Source organism: Alistipes sp. D31t1_170403_E11 (assembly GCF_015553985.1).
Taxonomy (GTDB): Bacteria; Bacteroidota; Bacteroidia; order Bacteroidales; family Rikenellaceae; genus Alistipes; species Alistipes montrealensis.
The window spans coordinates 168,524-187,801 of the sequence record NZ_JADNHQ010000004.1 but is presented as its reverse complement, the minus strand read 5'-3'; the positions used below and the strand labels follow the sequence as shown (position 1 = coordinate 187,801).

At 57.9% G+C, this 19,278-nt stretch carries 25 protein-coding genes and 1 pseudogene; 9 read left to right on the top strand and 17 right to left on the bottom strand.

What is annotated here, in order from left to right; all coding sequences use genetic code 11:
• Nucleotides 1-117: 117 nt before the first annotated feature.
• Entirely contained in the window at nt 118-1,158 is a 1,041-nt protein-coding gene (locus tag I2E69_RS10100; protein ID WP_195461089.1) for a nucleoid-associated protein, read from the top strand.
• Nucleotides 1,159-1,163: 5 nt separating this feature from the next.
• Here the strand turns inward: I2E69_RS10100 and I2E69_RS10095 are convergent, their stop codons facing one another.
• The 3 genes from I2E69_RS10095 to I2E69_RS10085 are packed head-to-tail and all read right to left on the bottom strand — an operon-like array spanning nt 1,164 to nt 2,892.
• Entirely contained in the window at nt 1,164-1,556 is a 393-nt protein-coding gene (locus I2E69_RS10095) for a hypothetical protein (protein ID WP_195461088.1), read from the bottom strand.
• A gap of 2 nt (nt 1,557-1,558) precedes the next feature.
• Nucleotides 1,559-2,278, bottom strand: coding sequence for an SDR family NAD(P)-dependent oxidoreductase (locus I2E69_RS10090; RefSeq protein WP_195461087.1), 720 nt, complete (start codon nt 2,276-2,278; stop codon nt 1,559-1,561).
• A 53-nt stretch (nt 2,279-2,331) separates the two neighbouring features.
• Nucleotides 2,332-2,892, bottom strand: coding sequence for a Crp/Fnr family transcriptional regulator (locus I2E69_RS10085; protein ID WP_195461086.1), 561 nt, complete (start codon nt 2,890-2,892; stop codon nt 2,332-2,334).
• A gap of 122 nt (nt 2,893-3,014) precedes the next feature.
• Here I2E69_RS10085 and I2E69_RS10080 point away from each other — a divergent pair, with 122 nt between their 5' ends.
• From I2E69_RS10080 to I2E69_RS10070, 3 genes are read left to right on the top strand one after another with little or no spacing between them, the layout of a single operon-like run.
• Nucleotides 3,015-3,410, top strand: coding sequence for an HsmA family protein (locus I2E69_RS10080; RefSeq protein WP_195461085.1), 396 nt, complete (start codon nt 3,015-3,017; stop codon nt 3,408-3,410).
• Between the two features lie 18 nt (nt 3,411-3,428).
• A complete protein-coding gene (locus I2E69_RS10075) occupies nt 3,429-3,854 on the top strand; it encodes a DoxX family protein (RefSeq protein ID WP_195461084.1) in 426 nt (141 codons plus the stop codon).
• Nucleotides 3,855-3,873: 19 nt separating this feature from the next.
• Complete coding sequence (locus tag I2E69_RS10070; RefSeq protein WP_195461083.1) at nt 3,874-4,284, top strand: secondary thiamine-phosphate synthase enzyme YjbQ; 411 nt, start codon at nt 3,874-3,876, stop codon at nt 4,282-4,284.
• 68 nt (nt 4,285-4,352) lie between these two features.
• On the opposite strand, the gene I2E69_RS10065 is transcribed toward I2E69_RS10070, so the two are convergent.
• Nucleotides 4,353-5,690, bottom strand: a complete 1,338-nt coding sequence (locus I2E69_RS10065; RefSeq protein WP_229095454.1) for an LruC domain-containing protein — start codon at nt 5,688-5,690, stop codon at nt 4,353-4,355.
• Between the two features lie 325 nt (nt 5,691-6,015).
• Here I2E69_RS10065 and I2E69_RS10060 point away from each other — a divergent pair, with 325 nt between their 5' ends.
• Genes I2E69_RS10060 through I2E69_RS10045 form a run of 4 tightly spaced genes read left to right on the top strand, consistent with a single transcriptional unit; the run spans nt 6,016 to nt 7,968 of the window.
• Nucleotides 6,016-6,276 carry a DUF6582 domain-containing protein gene (locus tag I2E69_RS10060; protein ID WP_195461081.1) on the top strand — a complete coding sequence of 87 codons (261 nt, stop codon included), beginning with the start codon at nt 6,016-6,018 and terminating at the stop codon, nt 6,274-6,276.
• 57 nt (nt 6,277-6,333) lie between these two features.
• Nucleotides 6,334-6,792 (top strand): YqaA family protein, encoded by a 459-nt coding sequence (locus I2E69_RS10055; protein ID WP_195461080.1) that lies wholly within the window; start codon nt 6,334-6,336, stop codon nt 6,790-6,792.
• A gap of 1 nt (nt 6,793) precedes the next feature.
• Complete coding sequence (locus tag I2E69_RS10050) at nt 6,794-7,240, top strand: GNAT family N-acetyltransferase (protein WP_195461079.1); 447 nt, start codon at nt 6,794-6,796, stop codon at nt 7,238-7,240.
• A 2-nt stretch (nt 7,241-7,242) separates the two neighbouring features.
• Nucleotides 7,243-7,968, top strand: a complete 726-nt coding sequence (locus I2E69_RS10045) for a DUF5131 family protein (RefSeq protein WP_195461078.1) — start codon at nt 7,243-7,245, stop codon at nt 7,966-7,968.
• 4 nt (nt 7,969-7,972) lie between these two features.
• Here I2E69_RS10045 and I2E69_RS10040 read toward each other — a convergent pair.
• From I2E69_RS10040 to I2E69_RS09995, 10 genes and pseudogenes are all read right to left on the bottom strand, one after another.
• A pseudogene (locus tag I2E69_RS10040) lies at nt 7,973-8,083 on the bottom strand (TIGR04076 family protein); the annotation flags it as partial.
• A 70-nt stretch (nt 8,084-8,153) separates the two neighbouring features.
• A complete protein-coding gene (locus I2E69_RS10035) occupies nt 8,154-8,678 on the bottom strand; it encodes a ferritin (RefSeq protein WP_195461077.1) in 525 nt (174 codons plus the stop codon).
• Nucleotides 8,679-8,866: 188 nt separating this feature from the next.
• Nucleotides 8,867-9,310 (bottom strand): PepSY-like domain-containing protein, encoded by a 444-nt coding sequence (locus I2E69_RS10030; RefSeq protein WP_195461076.1) that lies wholly within the window; start codon nt 9,308-9,310, stop codon nt 8,867-8,869.
• Between the two features lie 83 nt (nt 9,311-9,393).
• Nucleotides 9,394-10,683: a sensor histidine kinase gene (locus I2E69_RS10025; protein WP_195461075.1), complete on the bottom strand. Its 1,290-nt coding sequence runs from the start codon at nt 10,681-10,683 to the stop codon at nt 9,394-9,396.
• The gene (locus I2E69_RS10020) at nt 10,680-11,357 is read right to left on the bottom strand and encodes a response regulator transcription factor (protein WP_195461074.1); all 678 of its coding nucleotides are present in this window, start codon (nt 11,355-11,357) and stop codon (nt 10,680-10,682) included. The genes I2E69_RS10025 and I2E69_RS10020 overlap by 4 nt, the downstream gene beginning before the upstream one ends.
• Before the next feature lie 124 nt (nt 11,358-11,481).
• Nucleotides 11,482-12,459, bottom strand: a complete 978-nt coding sequence (locus tag I2E69_RS10015) for a glycosyl transferase family 90 (protein WP_229095453.1) — start codon at nt 12,457-12,459, stop codon at nt 11,482-11,484.
• Nucleotides 12,460-12,562: 103 nt separating this feature from the next.
• Nucleotides 12,563-13,567 (bottom strand): beta-ketoacyl-ACP synthase III, encoded by a 1,005-nt coding sequence (locus I2E69_RS10010; RefSeq protein ID WP_195461072.1) that lies wholly within the window; start codon nt 13,565-13,567, stop codon nt 12,563-12,565.
• A gap of 24 nt (nt 13,568-13,591) precedes the next feature.
• Nucleotides 13,592-14,539, bottom strand: a complete 948-nt coding sequence (plsX, locus tag I2E69_RS10005; RefSeq protein ID WP_195461071.1) for a phosphate acyltransferase PlsX — start codon at nt 14,537-14,539, stop codon at nt 13,592-13,594.
• Nucleotides 14,540-14,689: 150 nt separating this feature from the next.
• The gene (gene rpmF, locus I2E69_RS10000) at nt 14,690-14,875 is read right to left on the bottom strand and encodes a 50S ribosomal protein L32 (RefSeq protein ID WP_141427982.1); all 186 of its coding nucleotides are present in this window, start codon (nt 14,873-14,875) and stop codon (nt 14,690-14,692) included.
• 42 nt (nt 14,876-14,917) lie between these two features.
• Nucleotides 14,918-15,514 (bottom strand): YceD family protein, encoded by a 597-nt coding sequence (locus I2E69_RS09995; protein WP_195461070.1) that lies wholly within the window; start codon nt 15,512-15,514, stop codon nt 14,918-14,920.
• Between the two features lie 201 nt (nt 15,515-15,715).
• On the opposite strand from I2E69_RS09995, the gene I2E69_RS09990 reads away from it, so the two are divergent.
• Nucleotides 15,716-16,120 (top strand): hypothetical protein, encoded by a 405-nt coding sequence (locus tag I2E69_RS09990; RefSeq protein ID WP_195461069.1) that lies wholly within the window; start codon nt 15,716-15,718, stop codon nt 16,118-16,120.
• 459 nt (nt 16,121-16,579) lie between these two features.
• Here the strand turns inward: I2E69_RS09990 and gap are convergent, their stop codons facing one another.
• From gap to I2E69_RS09975, 3 genes are all read right to left on the bottom strand, one after another.
• The gene (gap, locus tag I2E69_RS09985) at nt 16,580-17,596 is read right to left on the bottom strand and encodes a type I glyceraldehyde-3-phosphate dehydrogenase (RefSeq protein ID WP_195461068.1); all 1,017 of its coding nucleotides are present in this window, start codon (nt 17,594-17,596) and stop codon (nt 16,580-16,582) included.
• 186 nt (nt 17,597-17,782) lie between these two features.
• Entirely contained in the window at nt 17,783-18,538 is a 756-nt protein-coding gene (locus I2E69_RS09980; protein ID WP_195461067.1) for an ABC transporter ATP-binding protein, read from the bottom strand.
• Nucleotides 18,535-19,278: an MlaE family ABC transporter permease gene (locus I2E69_RS09975; RefSeq protein WP_195461066.1), complete on the bottom strand. Its 744-nt coding sequence runs from the start codon at nt 19,276-19,278 to the stop codon at nt 18,535-18,537. Before I2E69_RS09975 ends, I2E69_RS09980 begins: the two co-directional genes overlap by 4 nt.

The window sequence follows — 19,278 nt, the reverse complement described above, 5'->3', positions numbered from 1 at the left end:
GCTGTCGTACACAACCAAGGCCGGAGCCCCGAGGGGTTCCGGCCTTTTTATTGGCTCCGGGACTTGCCCGAGAGACAAAAAATGCGCATCTTTGTCGTCCGTTAAACAATCCGAACAATGCTCTATACCGAAGATACCCGCATCGAAGCGCTGGCCGTACACGTCGTCGGCAACAAATCGAAAGACGAACCGCTGATGGCCTCGCCCGAACTCTCCGCACAGGTCGCCGACGAGGGGCTGATGCGTACGCTCACAGCCTATTTCCTGGACGGGTTCAAGTCCGAAGAGTGCTACAACCTCTACCACGAGACCGACCTCACGTGCAACGAGGTCTGGAATTTCGTCTGCAAGATATTCGACGATCCCGGGGCGCTCCACGAGCACTCGGTGAGCCTCGCCAAGCACCTCTACGAAAGCGGCATGCACCCGCAGATCAAGGGCGGCGAATTTTACGTAGTCTACTTCGCCGATTGCAGTTTCGGCGGCGAACGCACCGACGCCGTGGGACTGTTCAAGTCCGAGACGCGCGACACGTTCCTCGATGTCGAGCACGAGGCCGGAGGCGTACACATCGCAGCCCGCGAGGGCATCGACATCAAGCGGCTGGACAAGGGGTGCGTCGTCTTCAACATCGAGCGCGAAGCGGGTTTTACGGTCTGCATCGTCGACAACACCAACCGCACCGAAGCCCGCTACTGGATCGACGATTTCCTGCGCGTACGCCAGCGGCAGGACAACTACCACAATACGCACAACACGCTGGCCATGTGCAAGAAATACGTCACAAAACACCTGTCGAAGGAGTTCGACGTTTCGAAAGCCGACCAGGCCGAGATGCTCAACGAAACGATGAAGTACTTCCAGGAGCAGGACAGTTTTTCGATGGACGACTTCTCGGAAAAGGTGATCCGCCAGCCGGAGGTCGTGGAGAGTTTCACACGTTTCAAGCAGGAGTACGAACAGGACCGCGACATCCGCATCGAGGATGAATTCGGCATTTCGGATTCGGCGGTCAAGAAGCAGGCGCGGTCTTACAAAAGCGTCATCAAGCTCGACCGCAATTTCCACATCTACGTCCACGGCAACCGCAACCTGCTGGAACAGGGCGAGGACGAAAAGGGCAAGTTCTATAAAGTCTACTACGAAGAGGAGGAGTAGGCGCGTCAGCAGATTCCTGCGAGCAGGAGCAGGAAGAGCGCGAAAAACAACGCCCAGTGGCACAGCCGGAGGTAATAACGTCCTCCGGCTTTTTCACAGAGGAGCGACACCAGCCAGAAGACGCTCCAGCCGCCGAACACGAGCAACAGCAGGAGTTCGAGCGCCGAATTGCGGGGCAGGACGCCCGTTCCCAGCAGGAGCAGGAATACCGCAGCCAGGAACAGGTCCACCGAGATCATCTGAACCCCGCAGCGGCCCATCAGCCACGCCTCATACGCTCCCGGACGTGCAGTCGCCGCATCGGGCCGCGCCACCGAATAGAAGCGATTGCCCGAAAACACATGTACGAAGAATGCGGCGACGAGCAGTGCTCCGGCCGCAAGGAACCAGCAGTTCATAATTAACCCATTTTGCGGTAAATACACTCCGGCAGGTGTTTCAGCACCCAGGCAAGCAGCCGCCAGCGCCGTGTGACAACCGCCACCGGAGGGCGGCGGCGGATGGCCCGCACGATCTGGTCGGCGGCCTTACCGGCAGGCATCACCCAAAACAATCCTTCGCCCTTGGCCATGGCCGTTGCCACGAATCCGGGGCGGATATCGGTCACGCAGACCGTCCGACTGGATTTTGCCGCCCGCTGCCGCAGGCCTTCGGCATAGTTGATCTGGTAGGCTTTCGAGGCGTTGTAAGCCGGAGCCGCACCGCCGCCGCGCAGGCCCCCGACCGACGTGATGACGACCAGGTGGCCGCAGCCCTGCCGCTCGAACAGGCCATAAGCCCAGTCGACCGCCGCCGTCCAGCCCACGACGTTGGTCCGCAAAGCCGGTTCTTCCAGCGCATAGTCCAGTCCGGGATTCAGGTCGCCCGTCCCGGCGGATACCACACACAGGTCCAGGCCGCCCAGGCAGGAGACAAGGCGTTCCAGCGCCGCACAGGATGCGGCAGGGTCGGCAATATCGGCCGCGGCATAACAGAAGCCTCCCGGATTCGAGGCAGCCAGTTCCGCCAGCAAGGCTTCGCGCCTCCCGGTCACACCGACGCGGTATCCTTGCGCCGCAAGACGTTCGGCCACTGCACGGCCTATACCGGAGGTAGCCCCTATGACAATCGCTCGTTTCATAGCGCCAAAGTTAACGGCTTCGGACGAAAAAAGGCTTGACGCGGATCAAGAAATCAGAGAATCCGGCGGCGGATGCGGCTCAGGGTCTCGGGACGCACTCCCAGGTAGGAGGCCAGTTCACGCAGGGGAACGAGTTGCAGCAGGTCCGGGCAGCGTTCCAGCAAGGCCTCGTAACGCTGCTGCGGGGAAGCGGCACAGCGGTCCAGCAGACGCTCATAGACCTCGGCCAGCATATGCTGGGCAAACGTGCGTCCCAACCGTTCGCGGGCGGCATCGGTGCGGTAAAAGGCTTCGAGCCGTTCGCCCGGAACCAGCAGGGTTTCCGCATCGCACATCGCTTCGATCGTAACCTGCGAGGGCGTCCCGTTGCACATCGAAATATAGTCGCCGACGAACTCCCCGGCAAAGGCATACCCTACGACATGTCCTTCCCCGGCGGCAGCGGCATGTACATAACGGAATGCGCCCCGCACGACCAGCCCGCAGCGATGGATGCGGAAGCCCTGTGCGGAAAGCCGTTCGCCGCGGGCCAAATGCCGCACAGCACCTTCCCGGCGAATGAAATCCGCCAGTTCGGAAAATTCCGACTCCGGGATATAACGGTTGAAATTCATCCCTGCAAAGATAGCGCAAGGAGCGCGCAACGCCAAACCCGCCTGCACATTGTCGGGCCGCCGCTGTTGCAAAAGCCCTCGAAGGTATTATATTTGCAGGAGCATCCGAAACAGAAAATGCCATGCATTCCGTCGAAATCCACCTGCTGACAGCAGCTATCGCCGTGATCTCCTCGGCACTCGTATTCTACACCGTCGGGGTGTGGGGCGAACGGCTCCAGCACGGCCTGCGGCTGTGGCATGTCGTCTTTTTCCTGCTGGGCATCGCGGCCGACATCACCGGAACGACGCTCATGGAGCACATCGCCCGCCTGACGCACGCCCACGACCGCATCCACACCGTCACGGGAGCTATCGCCGTCGTACTGATGCTCATCCACGCCGTCTGGGCCGTTGCAACCTATTTCCGGGGATCGGAACGGGCGCGCCGCCGCTTCAGCCGCTTCAGCGTCGCCGTCTGGTGCATCTGGCTGATTCCCTACTGCATCGGCGTATATATCGGCATGACCATGCATTAAACCCAAAAAACGAATGATATGACTGCAATCCTCCGAATCCTCTTTCCCGCAGCGCCCTCCGGCGCCGGGGCTTCGTGGCTGCTGCTGGCGGCCCGCATCGTCTTCGGCGTACTGCTGATGACCCACGGTATCGCCAAATGGCAGAACTTCGACACACTCTGCACGACGTTTCCCGACCCGCTGGGCATCGGAAGCCAAACGTCGCTGCTGCTGGCGATCTTCGCCGAAGTGATCTGTTCGCTGGGATTCATCACCGGAATGCTCTACCGGCTGGCGCTGATCCCGATGATCTTCACCATGTGCATCGCCTTCTTCTCGGTCCACAAGGGCGACCCGTTTGCCGTACGGGAACTGGCCATGCTCTACCTCGCAGCATTCGTGCTGCTATGGATCGCGGGACCGGGACGCTACGCCGTCGACAACCTGATCGCACGTCGCCTCTGAGGCGGAAAATCCCGACAGCATGGCAATTCAACGCGAATTTACGCTCCGCCCGCGAAGCCGGGGCTTTCATCTTGTGACAGACGAAATCGTGCGCAACCTGCCGCCGCTGCCTGAGGCGGGCCTGCTGCACCTCTTCATCCGCCACACTTCGGCCGGACTTTCGATCAATGAAAATGCCGATCCCGACGTGCAGCACGACCTCACGGCGATTTTCGACCGGCTGGTCCGCGAGCGCGAAGGTTACTACACGCACACCGTCGAAGGCGACGACGACATGCCGGCACACGCCAAATCGACCCTTACGGGCGTCGACCTCACCATCCCGATCATCGGGGGCCGTCCCGGGCTGGGAACCTGGCAGGGCATCTACCTCTGCGAGTTCCGCAACCGAGCTTCGGGCCGACGGATCGTAGCGACCGTCATCGGATAGCCGCCCGGCCGACCGACAAAAAAAGCCTGCACCGAAAGATGCAGGCTTTATGATTCGTTGCGGTCCGCTTACCAGTAGCGCGGAACCAGATCGTGGTCGTAATTCTTATACCAGCTGCGTTTCTGCGTGCCGTTGCTTTCGATCCACGCCTTGAGGTCGGGATAAGCCGAGAAGATGCTCACGCAGTCGTAAACATGGGGCGTGCCGACGGGAAGGCGCAGTACCCAGACATCGTTGTTCTTGCTGCAATAGGGCACGCTCGACATCAGGCCCTTACTGTCGGCCTCGTAATTCTTGTAACGATAGCTCGGGGCAAAACCTTTCTGGTGAATCTCCGCCGAACCGTATGCCGACTTGAGCACCATGAAGAAGTCGTGCTTCTGAGGATAGGAGGTCACGTCACGGAAGGCCTCCGCCTGCCTGCGGCTCTCTTCGCCGGTAAGTTTCGAGCGGTCGGGCACACCCGATATTTTAACATAGGCGCGAATCATCGGCTTGCCCACCTCGATTTCTCCCCGGGTCGTCTGGTAGTGCTTGCCCTGGACGAGGTTGTCCAGTCCGTCGAACAGGATCAGCACCTTGTCGGGCTGGGTCTTGTCCACCTCGATGGTGAAACTGTTGTCGGTAATCGGGGTCATGACGCCCTGTCCCTCTTTCTTATAAACGATGGTCTCCACATTCTTGATGAGCGACGTGTCGAAATCCAGTTGCAGGCCGGCCTTTTTGGTGTGGCTGCTGCCTACGCCGCGAATGTCGAGCGTAACGATAAGTCCCTCCTTATATCCGTGTGCGGGGAGCAGGGCCGGCGTGGTGCACTCGACCGTTTTGAGGTCGTACTCCACCACCAGGTCGTTGAAGTCGGCGTCCGATGCGGCGAAGTCGGGCCACATGTCCTCGACCATGATAACGCCCGAATTGTAGTAGTATTGGTAGTTACCGACCTTCTGGTAGACCGAATGGACAGCGTCGACCGGGAATTTGTAGTCTACATCGTCCTCGCCGTTCACCGAATTCACGGCAAGTGCAACGACACCGTCGGAACCCGATGCGGCAGGATATTTCACATACAATTTTTCAGCGCCTGCGGGAACAGCCATCGTAAACGTACGGGCCTCGCCCGACGCCAGGTATGCATGCTCCACGAGCAGCGAATTTTCCTTGCAGTCCTCCTCCGAATAGACCGAGACACTGGTCTCCACGGGCGATTCGAGCGTCAGGTTTACATTCGCCTCGGTCGACCAGCCGAAACCAGCGGGCACTACGGGAGTCACAACAGGCTCTTCGGGAGTCACAACAGGCTCTTCGGGCTTGTTGCCCGGGCCTTCCGGAACGACGTTATCGTCACTGGTGCATGCCCAGAACAGGGCTGCGGTAATCAAAGCACAGAACAGGAAAAGTTTTTTCATCATGCGTAATGTTAAGCATCCATTATTAAGTCCTACCGCGGACAGGCTTATCTTTCAACTTCTCTCTCCTGCGCCCATCTATCGGTTTTCGCCCAAAAGCAACACTTTTTGGCTCGCACAAATATAAGCAATTATTCTGCTACGCCCTAAAAAAAGAAGCACATTTTCAATTTATTCTTCAAATTTTCCGCAAAATAGGCTTCCAACAGCCTCCAAAGGCCATTCGGGCAAAAACCCCGGAGACGGGCTGAAATGGATATATTTTTAGCGGATTCCTAAATTCCGCTGGCCCGGATTTTGCCGTTTTGGATAAAAAACGAATACCATGACCGCAAAAACCGCCTCATCCGACCGGCTCACCGCCGAAGAACGCCACGAACTGCCTGCCTCGGCGTTCGGAATCCCCGAGACCCGCGAATTTCCGCTCGTCGACGCGGCGCACGTCCGTGCGGCGGAAGCCTATTTCCGCTACGCGCCCGACGACAAAAAAGCCGCTCTCGCCCGGCGCATTCTCGCCCGGGCCGATGAATTCGGCGTCGAAGTCCGCAGCCGCACAGTCCGCGGCTGGGCCGGGGAGCGGGTGTAACCGAAAAAATCGCTATCTTTGTCCGGAGGGCCTGCAAAAGGGCCCGACCGGATACGTATGGAAGCGATCACCCAATTTCTTATCGACTGGGGCTACTGGGGCCTCTTCCTCTCGGCGCTCATCGCCGGGAGCGTCCTGCCGTTCAGTTCCGAAGCGGTGATGGTGGTACTCGTAGGCATGGGCCTCGACCCTGTGTGGTGTATCGTCGCGGCCGCGCTGGGCAACACGCTGGGCGGCATGACCTGCTATTGGATCGGAACGCTGGGCAAAACCGAATGGATCACCAAGCTCGGCGTTTCGACGCGCCAGTTGGCCCGGGCCCGGAAGTTCCTCGCCGGACGCGGAGCGCTGATGGCCTTCTTCGCCTTCCTACCCACCATCGGCGAAGCCATCGCCATCATGCTGGGCCTGATGCGCAGCAACGTGTGGCTGACGAGCGGCGCGATGCTCGCAGGCAAGACCGTGCGTTACATTGTCGTATTGGCGACCTTCCAGGGCGCCCTATCTCTTTTCTGATATGGAAATCCGCAAAACGGAAACTCCCTCGCGGGAACTGCTGCTGCTGGCCGACGAAGTGGAAGCCTCGGTGGCCGATTACATCGGCCGCGGAACATGCTATGCCGCCTATGACAACGGGCGGATCGTCGGACAATATGTATTGATCCATACACGGCCTTTCACGGCCGAGGTCGTGAACATTGCCGTGGCGCCCGACCGCCAACGGCAGGGCATCGCCACGGCGATGCTCCGCCACGCCGCCGAAACGGCCCGAAGTGCGGGATTCCGCCTTCTCGAAATCGGCACAGGCGATTCGGGTTTCGGGCAAATCGCCCTCTACGAACGTTGCGGATTCGTCCGCTGCGGCATCGACGAAGACTATTTCCGCAAACACAGCCCCGCCCCCATCTTCGAGAACGGCGTAGAATGCCGCCACATGGTCCGATTACGCATGGAGTTCATGTAGCCATGTCCGTTTCATGGAATCCCTGGCACGGATGCCGCAAGATCAGTGAAGGCTGCCGCAACTGTTATGTTTACCGGCAGGACGGACAGCACGACAAGGACAGCCGCGAAGTGCGGCAGACGGCGGCGTTCAACCTCCCGATCCGCCGCAGCCGCGACGGACGTTTCAAAGTCCCCGCGGGAGAGACCGTCTATACCTGTTTTACGTCGGATTTCCTCCTGGAAGAGGCCGATGCGTGGCGTGTCGACGCATGGGAGATGATACGCATGCGCAGCGACCTGCGGTTCATCTTCTTCACCAAACGCATCGACCGGCTGGCGGCCGTGCTGCCGCCCGACTGGGGCGACGGTTATGAAAACGTCGTCATCGGCTGCACGGTCGAGAATCAGGCGATGGCCGACTACCGGCTGCCGCTGTTCCTGAAAACCCCGGTCCGCCACCGGATCGTCATCTGCGCCCCGCTGCTGGGACCGCTCGACATCGTCCGTTACCTTTCACCTGCCATCGAAGAGGTCGCGGCCGGAGGCGAATCGGGCAACGAAGCCCGGCCGTGCGACTACGCATGGGTGCTCGGGCTGCGCGAACAGAGCGTCGCCGCAGGCATTTCCTTCTGGTTCCACCAGACCGGGGCACGGCTGGTCAAGGACGGACGCCTCTACCGCATCCGCCGCTGCTACCAGCACGCGCAGGCCCGCAAAGCGGGCATCGACTACAATCCGAAACGCTGAAGCGTCAGCGCACCGGATCGTAAGCGATCGTCGACTCCTCGTCGGTGCGTTCGATCGTCATGATCACGGGCCGCAATCCGTCGTTGCACGAACAGATCGCCACGCCGTCCTCCCGAAAACGCAAAAAGCCCGGCCTCCTCGCGGAAGCCGGACCCTCTGAAAATAACTATGACAAAAACTTTTATTTAGGCGTTAGCGTTCGCCAGGGGCGAAGCCTGTGTATAGGTGCGGGCAGCCAGCTCCTTGTCGAGCATGTAGAGCCCGAACTTGTTGCCCTCGACAGCCTCGCAGGCGGTGATCATGTCGCGTGCCGACTCCTCCTCCTCGACCTGCTCGTCGACGAACCAGACGAGCATGTTCGACGAAGCGTAGTCCTTGTCCCCTGCGGCAATGGCGGCCAGGTTGTTGATCATGGCCGTAACTTCCTTCTCGTGCTTCAGCGTATCCTGGAACATTTCCAGCGGCGAAGCCCACTTGTTACGCACCTCCTCGATGGGAAGCAGCTTCACTTCGGCATCGCGCGAAAGGATATAGTTCATGAAGATGCGCGCGTGGTCCTGCTCCTCCTGGAACTGAACGTAGAACCAGTTGGCAACGCCTTTCAGCCCTTTGGCTTCGGCGTCCATCGACATCGAAAGATAGAGATAAGCCGACCAGAGCTCGGCATTGATCTGCGCGTTCATCGCTTCGTGTAATTTCTTGCTTAACATAACGGTATTGTTTTAAGTTTGCGTTTTGTGATCGTTTGTGATACAAATATACAATAGTTTTTCGTGATTTGTATCAAAATAGCTATCATATTATTTTATACATAAATAACGCCTGATTATATCTGCCTACAAGACGACGCACGGCCCGATGGGTCGTGCGTCATTACTGGAAGTCAATCGGATGCGGATCAGTCGTCGATCTCGATCAGGCGAAATTTTAGGTCGAATTTCAGGTCAAGGCCATTGTCGAGTTTTACCTCGTAGTCACGCGTGTCACGGTCGATCGAGACGATCTTGCGGCCGGCGAAGTTCTTGGCGACGTAGTTGCGGATCTCCTGCGGAACGATCGCCGCAGGAACTTCGCCGTACTTGCAGTCGACCTCCGTCCACTGTCCGTCCTTGGCGAACTCGACCTTTGCACCGTTGACGAAGACCACCTTGTAATCCTTGCTGAACAACTCCTCGTCAACCTTGGCGTAGGAGACATCAACGCCCGTGAAGTGCGTCTTGACAAACTGCTGCGACACGGCAGGAAGTTCGTTGACAGTAATCATCCGGTCTTTACCGGCAAAAGCGGGAACCGAAGAGGCCATGATAGCCAGGGAAGCGAGAAGAATCGTGAGCTTTTTCATAATCGTAATCTTTTAATTAAGTTTCATAGTGCAAAGATGCGGCCCGAAACTGAAACGAATCTGAAAAATCCTATTTTCTGCAATTATTTTTTCGCTGTCCGGAAATCGATCGTGAAGCAATGCCGCTTATCCATATAGGAGTAGGCAACCTTCAGGCCGTAGAGCCGGCAAACGGCATCGACCACGGCAAGGCCCAGCCCCGTCGAACCCTCCTTCTTCGCCCCCTGGTAGAACCGGTCGAAGATATGCCCGGCATCGAGCGGGCCGCCGGCTCCGCTGTTGCAAACCGTAAAGCGCTGCGGGGTAATATCCACCGTCACTTCGCCGCCCTCGTCGCCATGGACAAAAGCGTTTTTCACGAGATTGGCAACCACGCTCCCGGCCAGCGACGGATTCATCCGGACCGTAAGCCGCCCCTGTTCCGCAAGCGTGAAACGCATGTTGCGGTAGGCGTAAATCTCCTCCATATCCTCGGCCGTACGGCGCACCAGCGCGTTCATGTCGACCTCTTCGGCCTCGGGGAACTGACCGTTGTCGATCTTCGACAGCAGCAGCAGCGAGCGGTTGAGCCGCACGAGGTAGTCCAGCGTCCGCTGCACCTTGGCGATCTCGCCCAACTGCTCCTCCGTGAGCGACTGTGCATCGTCGACCAGCATCTCCAGCCGGTTGCGGCATACCGCCAGCGGAGTCTGCATCTCGTGCGAGGCGTTGCCGATAAACTGTTTCTGCCGCTCGAACGACGACTCGGCGCGCTCGGCATAGCGCCGCGCGGCGTCGTTCAGCCGCCGGAACTCCGTAACGGAGGTTTCGACTGTCAGCGGCGCGTTCTGCGCCCCCACGGTATAGCCGTCCAACCATCGCAGCAGGGCATAAAGGGGCCGCATCGTCCGGTAGAGCACGACGACCGTAACCAGCAGGATCATCAGCAGCAGGAACAGGTAAAGGCAAACCATCCAGTAAAGAATCGACTCCCGAAGGTCGTCTTTCTCGATCGTCGGGGTCATCACCGTCAGTTCGCGCCATTGTCCCGCGCCGTCGCGAAAAACCTTGCGCAGCACGCGGGCCGGCTCTTCGTCGTCGCGTTCGGGAATGAAAATCTCTTCGTCCGAATAGCGTTCATGGTGCTGTGCGGCGGCGTATTCGGCCGACACGTCGTGCAGGAAATAGCCGTTATTGCCCTCGGCGGCCGGCTCGGGGAGCTCCCGCCCGGCGAGGACCCGTTTGACGATCACCTCGGCGCGGGCTTCGAGCGCATCGTCCACCTCGTCGTTGATCTCGTCGACCAGCGTAAAGTAGAACAGCACGGCCCATGCCGCTAGCAGCAGCGACAACGCCCAGGAAAGGTGCAGCAGGATGCGGTAGACCAGTTTCACGGCTGTACGAGTTTATAGCCGAAACCATAGACGGCGCGGATCTCGATATCGGCGCCCGCGTCGTGGAGCTTGCGGCGCAGGTTTTTCATCTGCGCATAGACGAAATCGAAATTGTCGGCCTGGTCGATGTGATCGCCCCAGACCCCTTCGGCCAGTGCGGTTTTGTCGACCGTATGGTTCGGACGATTCATAAAATAGAGGAGGATGTCGTACTCCTTGCGCAGCAATTCGACTTCGCGGCCTGCCACCTCGACCCGGCGGCTGTCGGGCCATAGGCGCACGTTGCCCGCATCGAGGCTCTCCTGCCCTTCGCGTTGGTTGCGACGCAGGACGCTGCGGATACGGGCGCTCAACTCCGCCAGGTGGAACGGCTTGGGAAGGTAATCGTCGGCCCCGAGTTCCAGCCCTTCGATTTTGTCGTCGAGCGAATCGCGGGCCGAAATGATGATTACCCCGGCACGGTTACGCCGCGTTTTCAGCTCTTCGAGCAGCCGCAGTCCGCTCCCGCCGGGCAGCATGATATCCAACAGGATACAGTCGTAGTCGTACGCAGCGATCTTGTCGAGCGCAGCTGCGTAATCGGCCGCCTGCTCGACGACGTAATGTTCCCGGACAAGGGTCCGGGCCATAATCTCCCGCAGGGAGGGTTCGTCTTCGATGATGAGTATTTTCATAAAATAGTCCTATTTCCCGGCCGGGTTCCTTCGAAACGCTCCGACATGTCATCGCCTCTTAAAACCCGCCTCTTAGGCGGGCAAAATTACGGCTGGAATCCGAAAGGAAACTGAAATACCCGTATCAGCACTGCCCGGTTCGCCGGAAATAGTTCCGCAGCACCAGCAGCGCGATGAGTTTTTCGCGCTCACGGTCCCGGAACTGTGCAATATACTCGTGCGCGTGCGCGATGATTGCCTCGGCCTGGGCGGGGTGCTCGATATAGTAACGCATCCGCTCTTCCAGGTCGGAGTAGTCGGGCTTGATCTCCACATAGTGATAATCGGGAATGAGCGTTCCCTCCATGAACCACGTTTCGTAGGTCGGACGCGGCATCACAGCCAGCGAGTTCGACGACATGATCCACTTGAGGTTCGTCGCCACGTCATAGCCTTCGATCGCCAGAATAAACTTGTACTTCAGGTGGTCGTACATCGAAATATGCGGTTTGACCCACTCCGCAGGATATTCGGGACGGGGCGTCGAAATCCCGGCATCGCAGCAGTTCGAACCGAAATACATGCGCATGAAGCGCTCCCGATGGGGACGGCGCGTGATCGCCAGCCGGAAAATAGCCCTGTCGGCCTTCTCCCGGAACGGGATGTCGTCCCGCAAAAAAATGAAATGGCGGACTTTGTCCAGATTCAGCAGCACCGAATTGGCATTATCGTCCCCGATGGGCCGGCTCTTGACGATCGACGGAACTTCGGGAACCGTCGTCACATCGCCGGGAATGGTATTCCACAGCAAACTGTCGCTGAACCAACGGGTGAACTCGTAGGTATCGAAGAAATAGGCCGTCCGGACGCCCTTGCGGAATTTATGATCTCCCAACGGATGCAGTCCTTCGAGGGAGGACGCCGCAACTGCCGGATCGAGTTTGTTGTAATAATCCGCCCGGCGGCAAATATATTCCCAGTCGGCACGGCTCTCGGCCGCTTCAAGCACACGTTCCAGGCGCGACTGCAGCAACCGTTTCGGCGTCGCATAGCGCCCGAAACTCCGCAGGAACCAAAACAGTTTAATCTGCTTGTTGTGGAAAATACGGTTCAGACGGTTCATCGGCAATCAATCGGTTTAAAACAACAAAGATAAAAAAATTCCGGGAACAGGAATAAAAAAAGGCGGAAACATCCGTTTCCGCCTTTTATCGGGATCGTCCCGTTTATGCTTCCGAGCCGTCATAGGCCCACTTCACATAGGTAGCTCCCCAGGTATATCCGCCGCCGAAAGCAGCCAGAATCAGGTTGTCGCCCTTGCGAAGCTTGTCTTCATAATCGTAGAGGCACGTCGGGATCGTTGCGGCCGTGGTATTTCCGTTGCGGTCGATATTGATCATGCACTTGTCCTGGGTAATGCCCATGCGGCGCGCCGTAGCGTCGATGATACGCAGGTTGGCCTGGTGGGGAACCAGGTAGCGGACATCGTCGCCCTTGAGGTTGTGACGCTCCATCATCTCCACCGAAACGTCGGACATCTTCGATACGGCAGCCTTGAACACGGCGTGGCCGTCCCACATGATCGTATGCCAGTTGTTCTGCACCGTCTCGATCGAAGCCGGGAAGCGCGAACCGCCCGCCTTCATGTAGAGCTGCATCTCACCCGAACCGTCGGAACGCAGGATCGAATCCACGACTCCGTAACCTTCCGTATTCGCCTCCAGCAACACAGCGGCGGCGGCATCGCCGAAGAGCGGGCAGGTCGAACGGTCGGTGTAGTCGACAATGCTCGACATCTTGTCGGCGCCGACGACGATGACCTTCTTGCTCGTGCCGGCCTCGATGAACTTAGCACCGGCGGTCAGAGCGAACAGGAAACCGCTGCACGCCGCCGAAACGTCGAATGCGAAGGCATTCTTGCAACCGGCCTGGTCGGCAATCAAGTTACCCGTCGAGGGGAAGAACATATCGGGAGTCACGGTAGCGCAAATCACCACGTCGATCTCCATAGGATCGACACCCGTCTTATCCAACAAATTGATGACTGCACGGGCGCCCATGTAGGAACTTCCTACACCCTCGCCCTTGAGGATATGGCGCGTCTTGATTCCCGTATGCGACATGATCCACTCGTCGTTGGTGTCGACCATCCGGCTTAATTCGTCGTTGGTGAGGATGTATTCCGGAAGGTATTGCCCTACACCTGTTATAGCTGCTGTTATCTTACCCATTAGCTTTGGCTTTTCGTGTTTTGATTAGTTTTGAAACGCACGTTGCAGTTTCGCTGTCAGATCGGCTTTGATGACCTGCTCGGTCGAGAGGATCATGCTCTTGATGGCCTGGGGCGAAGAGCATCCATGACCGATGATGACGGGCGCATTGACGCCCAGGACGGGAGTTCCGCCCACATTTTCGTAATTCATGGCATCCCAGAAGGCGTTGCGGCAGCCCAGGGCCATGTTGATGCGGTAGAGGCCTTCGGCCATTTTGAGGATCGTATTGCCGACGAATCCGTCGCAAACGACCACGTCGGCCACTTTGCCCGAGAAGATATACGAAGCCTCGACGTTGCCCACGAAGTTGATTCGATTATCCTCCTTCAGCATTTCGTACGTGGCCTTGCTCTGGGCGTTGCCCTTGGTCTCCTCCTCGCCGATGTTGAGCACCGCTACGCGCGGACGCTCGATGCCCAGCACCGCCTCGGCGTAAATCGAGCCGATCAGGCCGTACTGCGCCAGTACTTCGGGCTTGCAGTCCACATTCAGTCCCACGTCCAGCAACAGCGCAGGAGAGCCTGCAACCGTAGGAACAACGGACGAAATCGTGGGACGAACCACTCCTTCGATCGGTTTGACGGCATACATCGAACCGACCATCATGGCTCCGGTCGAACCGGCGCTTGCGAATCCGTCGATAGCGCCTTTTGCCAAATGGCCGAAACCGACCGTAATGCTCGAATCGGCCTTGGCCTGGAAAGCCTTGGCCGGATGGTCGCCCATCTCGATTACCTCGGTGGTTGCAACGATTCCGAACCGCTCGGCGGGACACCCCTCCGAAGCGAGTACGGATTTAATCTTCTGTTCATCGCCGAACAGCACGATCCGGCTGTCCGCCCCAATCGCATCGAGTGCCATGACGGCCCCTTTGACGGCCGCTTCGGGAGCGTAATCGCCGCCCATGGCATCTACACCAATCTTTATCATACTCGTACGAGTGTTGGTTGATATCTTCGTCTCGCTCCGCCCCGGCTCCCGGAAAACACACGCAACTGGGATGCAAACGGCCGGAAGGAGACCTTCATAAATTAAAAAAGAGGCACTCCCCGAGAGGATGCACTCTTTTGAGCGCCGGATTTATTCGGCAGCTTTCTTCTCGATAGCGAGCTTTCCGCGATAGAAACCGCACTCGGGGCATACGCGGTGGTACAGCACGGCTGCGCCGCAGTTCGAGCAGGTTACGACCGTCGGAACGACAGCTTTGTAGTGAGTTCTGCGCTTATCGCGTCGCGTCGACGAGACTTTGTGTTTAGGATGTGCCATTTTAAAATATAATTTATAAGTTTAAACGTTTCTTTTCCGTGTTTATTTCGCGGCGTCGGGGTCTTTTCCCTCGCCGCTCTCCGCGCCTTCGGCTTCCATCTGCTCGCGCAGAGCCGCCAGCTTGGCCCATTCGCCGTCATTGTGTTCCCCTACGGCCTCGGCCGCAGCTTCGATCGAAGCGAACTCCCGGTCCGAAACGATCCGGAAGCGTTCGAGCATTTCGGGATTGCACTCCCCGTCGGGATGCACCCGCTGGTAGGGCAGCGACAGCACGATGCTCTCGTAGATGTACTGTGCGAGTTCCACCCGGTCCTCGCCCGGCAGCATCCACATCACTTCGCCGTCGTATTCGTGCACCTCGTCGGAGAATTTCACCACGAGCTGCCCCTCGAAATCGATGGGTACGCGGCAATCCTCTAGGCAACGGTCGCACTCGACGACGACATAACCCGTGATCCGTACGTCGAGTATGAGCTGCGTCTCCGAGCGGTCCATGCCGACCGAGACCTCACACCGTCCGTCTTTGATCTCCGTGCTCCCGAAGGCCTCGAACAACGATTCGTCGACTTCGAACCGGAAGTCGTGACGACCATTTTTCAGCCCTTTGTAAGCAATCGAATATCGCTGAGCTACCTCCATTTGAGCACATTTAGTGCGCAAAGTTACGAAAAAATAAGACATATGCAAAGAAAACCACGAGTTTTAGCACTCCCGGCCCGGCAGGGTGCAAATAAATTTGGCGTTGCACGACAGTTGTATTATTTTTACGGAAAAATAGCCTGCGCACGTTCGTTGGAGCCAATCCGGCCCGGCATCCCGCCTGCGCAGCCCCGGCAGAATATGAGCGAAAAAGGATTTACAATCGAAGTCACGAGCCGCTACGAAGGGTGGTGGCGCTACAATGCAGCACTGATGTGCGGCTGTTTCGACGCCGCGAACCAGCGCATCGGCTTCGCCTCGGCGGCCTCCGACGTGGCCGACGTAGGTTCGAACCTCACCGAACGCCCCGACGGCATCGCCGCAGACCGCTCCGCGGTGCTGGAGACCATGCCGTGCGACCACCTCGTGCTCTACCTATATATTATTCCCAATACGCTGCCCGCGGGCAACGACATCGAGGCGAACAAGCCTTTCGAGATCGAGTTGCGCATCTCCTACGCCGGGCGACGCCTGCGAACCGAAAAGCGGGCGATCAACCAGTGGTCGGGCGCCTCGGTCGAAATGCGGGTGGAGTCGGGAAAATAAGATTATTCGATAGCTGAAAAGGAGCCCTCCGTCTTAGTGCCATGACGCCGCGTTCCATACCAGCACCCGTGAACCTGCTCGATTTCCCCCGAACTATTATTCCGGAGCGAGCACACGAACGGAGCCGTAACGTCATAGGTAATATGAGTTACAACCACCCGATACTGTGTACCGGACGGTAAATCCGGGCCGGCCGTAACCGTCATCCGGATCCAGTTATCCGTATAAACCTCATCGGGGACAAAAGGAACCATGCAAAAACTCCCCGATATCAGATTGCCGTCACTGTCAACCTCCGGAACCGAAACTTCGGGAGCATTCAGCGGGCCGTCCAACGGTGTTTCAAATACGAACCGGGAAGAAATTCCGGTCTCCGATTCATGCGAATGCCGCATCAATACCGGGCGCAAAAAAAGAGGGAACCTTTGCAGGTTCCCTCCCGTTTATCGAATGGCTCGATTATTTGTTGTTGAATGCAGCCATTTTCTCGATGAGCATCACAACCTTGTTCGAGTAGCCCCACTCGTTGTCATACCAGGCTACGAGCTTCACGAAGTTGGCGTTCAGCGCGATACCGGCCTTGGCATCGAAGATCGAGGTGTTGGCGTCGCCCGTGAAGTCGGTCGAAACCACGTCGTCCTCGGTGTACTCGATGATACCCTTGAACTCGTTCTCGGCAGCGTGCTTCATGGCAGCCTTGATCTCGTCGTACGAAGCACCCTTCTCCAGACGGCAGGTCAGGTCGACTACCGAAACGTCGAGGGTCGGAACGCGGAATGCCATACCGGTCAGTTTGCCGTTCAGGGCGGGGATCACCTTGCCTACGGCCTTGGCAGCACCGGTCGACGAAGGGATGATGTTGCCGCCGGCAGCACGGCCGCCGCGCCAGTCCTTCATCGAGGGACCGTCGACAGTCTTCTGCGTTGCGGTGGTAGCGTGAACGGTCGTCATCAGACCCTCGACGATACCGAACTTGTCGTTGATAACCTTGGCAAGCGGAGCAAGGCAGTTCGTGGTGCACGATGCATTCGAAACGATCGTCTGGCCGGCATAGCTGTCGGTATTGACGCCGCATACGAACATCGGGGTGTCGTCCTTCGAAGGAGCCGACATTACGACATACTTGGCTCCTGCTGCGATGTGGGCCTCGGCCTTCTCCTTGGTCAGGAACAGACCCGTCGACTCAACGACGTACTCGGCGCCTACCTCGTTCCACTTCAGGTTTGCGGGATCCTTCTCGGCGGTTACGCGGATAGCCTTGCCGTTTACGATCAGCTGGCTCTTCTCTACGTTGTAGTCAACCGTACCGTTGAAGCGGCCGTGAACCGAGTCGTACTTGAGCATGTAGGCCATGTAGTCTACGGGTACGAGGTCGTTGATACCTACAACCTCAACGTTTGCGTTGTTGCACGCTGCGCGGAACACCAGACGGCCGATACGACCGAAGCCGTTGATACCGATTTTAATAGTTGCCATAAGATTTTGAATTATTTGTTAGTAAAAAATTGCGTTATTTTTTTAACAGCACAAAAGTACACACTTTATACAATTTTCGCAAATAAAAAATTAAATTTTTTTACGAACCACGGACGCACCTGTTTTTCAGGCCGCCCCGGACTGCCGCAGGCTGTCGTTTCCCCGACCACACAGCCGGTTCCGCCCCTATTGCACGGCTTTTTTCGCCCGTTTAGCCATGGCCGAAGCGAAGACGAAATCGTTGAGTTCGCGGTTGTCGGCATGCAGGATGTCGTCCTTCGTCCCCTCCCACCATTTGCGGCCGTCGTGGATGTATACAATTTTCTCGCCGATCTCCATCACGGAGTTCATGTCATGGGTATTGATGATCGTCGTGATGCCGTATTCCTCGGTGATTTCGTGAATCAGGTTGTCGATGACGATCGAGGTCTGCGGGTCGAGGCCCGAGTTCGGCTCGTCGCAGAACAGGTAACGGGGATTCATCACGATAGCGCGGGCAATGGCCACGCGTTTGATCATACCGCCCGACAATTCGGCCGGATAAAGGTTGTTGGCATTGTCGAGCCGCACGCGCTGGAGGCAGAAATTCACGCGCTCCATCTTCTCCGCCTCGCTCTGCGAAGTGAAGAGGTCGAGCGGCAGTTTGACATTCTCCACAACGGTCGAGGAGTCCAGCAGGGCCCCGCCCTGGAAAATCATGCCGATATCCTTGCGGATGGCTTTGCGTTCGCGGAAACCCAGCCGGGTAAAGTTCACGTCATCGTACCACACGTCGCCCGAATCGGGCTCGTGCAGTCCCACCAGCGTCTTGAGCAGCACGGTCTTTCCCGAGCCGCTGCGGCCGATGATGAGGTTTGTTTTCCCGGTTTCGAATTCCACCGAGATGTCGTCGAGCACCACCCGGCCGTCGAACGACTTGACGATATGTTCGGCGCGTATCATATGAGCAGGACTTGTGTCAGGATAAGGTCGAAAAGCAGGATCACCACGCAGCTGGCCACCACGGCGCGCGTCGAGGCCGTACCGACTTCGAGCGAATTGCCCCGGGCATTGTAGCCGTAGAAGGCCGAAATCGAGGTGATGATGTAGGCGAAAAAGACGGTCTTGATCAGCGTGTAGGTGATCGAATAGGGCTTGAAATCCATCAAAAGGCCGTCGACATAGTCGGCGGGGATCATGATGCCCGTCGCGGCGGCGATCAGGTATCCGCCCAGAATACCGATCAGGATCGAAAGAATCGTCAGGAAGGGAAAGAAGATCATCGCGGCGACGATCTTCGGGAGAATGAGGTACGAGGCGGAGTTGACGCCCATGATTTCGAGGGCGTCGATCTGCTCGGTGATGCGCATCGTACCGATCTCCGAGGCAATGCTCGACCCGACCTTTCCGGCGAGGATCAGCGCCACGACCGCGGACGAAAACTCGAGGATCATCGTCTCGCGCGTGGCATAACCCACCAGCGAACGGGGAATGAACGGCGAGTCGAGGTTGATGCACATCTGCAATGTGATAACCGCGCCGATGAAGACCGAAATAAGTGCCGTCAGGCCGATCGAATTGATACCGAGGGCCTCCATTTCGTAGACGATCCGCCGACGGTAGATCGCGGCCTTCTCCGGACGGGAAAAGACCTTTCCCATCAGCATGAAGTAGCGCCCTATGAGTTCGAAAATTTTCAGCAT